The sequence below is a fragment of the Streptomyces sp. NPDC060209 genome, from assembly GCF_042728155.1.
GTDB lineage: Bacteria > Actinomycetota > Actinomycetes > Streptomycetales > Streptomycetaceae > Streptomyces.
Window position 1 is genome coordinate 1 of record NZ_JBHWZS010000584.1, and the last position, 1,216, is coordinate 1,216.

General features: G+C 72.9%; 1 protein-coding gene. It reads left to right on the plus strand.

What is annotated here, in order from left to right; all coding sequences use genetic code 11:
* Positions 1-329: 329 nt before the first annotated feature.
* Positions 330-1,216, plus strand: an 887-nt coding sequence (locus ACFWFI_RS42725; protein ID WP_387401382.1) for a transcriptional regulator, incomplete at its 3' end; no start/stop codon positions are given.

A 1,216-nucleotide genomic window follows, 5' to 3' on the forward strand; every position in this document is an offset into this window, starting at 1 on the left:
GGCCACCGGATACGCCCCTTCTGTTCTCGCCGGACGGCTCTGGGACCGCACACGTGCCCTGCTGTCATCGGGGCAGTGGGCCGTGCGATCCGGCGCCGCCCGCCCTGCCACGGAGTGTCGGGCAGGCCGGCAGAACGAACGGCGCGGGTGCGGGTCGTCGAACTGTACGAGGGGGAGCCGACGACCCGGCCGCCTCTTGCGAGGCACTCATTCAAGCGAGCGGCGCCCCGGCGCGGCAGAGCGCACAGCAGGACGGTTCGGGCATTCCGTTCACACCCCGTGTGAATCGTGCTCCACTAGGCTCATTGCGACGCGCACATGGGGGGGCAATGGAGCCCAACGTCCTGCTCGAATCCCTGATCGACGAGGCGGGTGTGTCCCGCGCCGGGCTCGCCGGCCATGTCAACCAGGCCGGCCGTGCCCGCGGGCTGTGCCTGCGCTACGAGCACACGGCGGTCGCCCGCTGGCTCAAGGGCCAGCGCCCGCGCGGACAGGTCCCCGACCTGATCTGCGAAGTCCTGGCCGGCCGGCTGGACCGGCCCGTCACGCTGGACGACATCGGCATGGGGATCGCCGGGATGCACACGGCGGCCCAGGGGGCCGGCCTCTCCGGGTTCGTCGAGCACGCGACCGCCCTGTGGCGCTCAGACGAACAGCAGCGTCCGCACCTCGCCACCGCGCCCGCCGTCACGGGCACCACGGCCGTGATGCCGGTCTGGGAGTGGGAGAACCCTCCCGAGGACGCCGATGTCTCCCGCCCCGGGCCGCCCCGCGTGAGCATGGCGGACATAGCGATGCTCCGCGCGGCCCGTGCGCACTACGAGCAGATGTACCGGAAGGCGGGCGGCATCGCGACCAGGTCCCGCATCGTCGGCTTCCTCAACGCCGAGACCGCGCCGCTGCTGCGCGGCGGGTACAGCGACGCCACGGGCCGCCAGCTCCACCGCGCGACCGCCGGGCTGGTGGCCGTCGCGGGCATCTGCGCCTACGACTCCGACGCCCATGGACTGGCCCAGCGCTATTTCCACCAGGCCCTGCGCCTGGCCAAGGCCAGCGGGGACCGGGGCCTCGGCGGCTATGTGATCGCCCTGCTGGTGAACCAGTCGCTGTACCTGGCCGAATTCCGCCGGTCCGTCGCCTTCGCCGAGGCGGCGTTGAGGGCGGCGGGCCCGCACATCACCCCGGCGCTGGCCACCGATCTCCACGCGATGCAGGC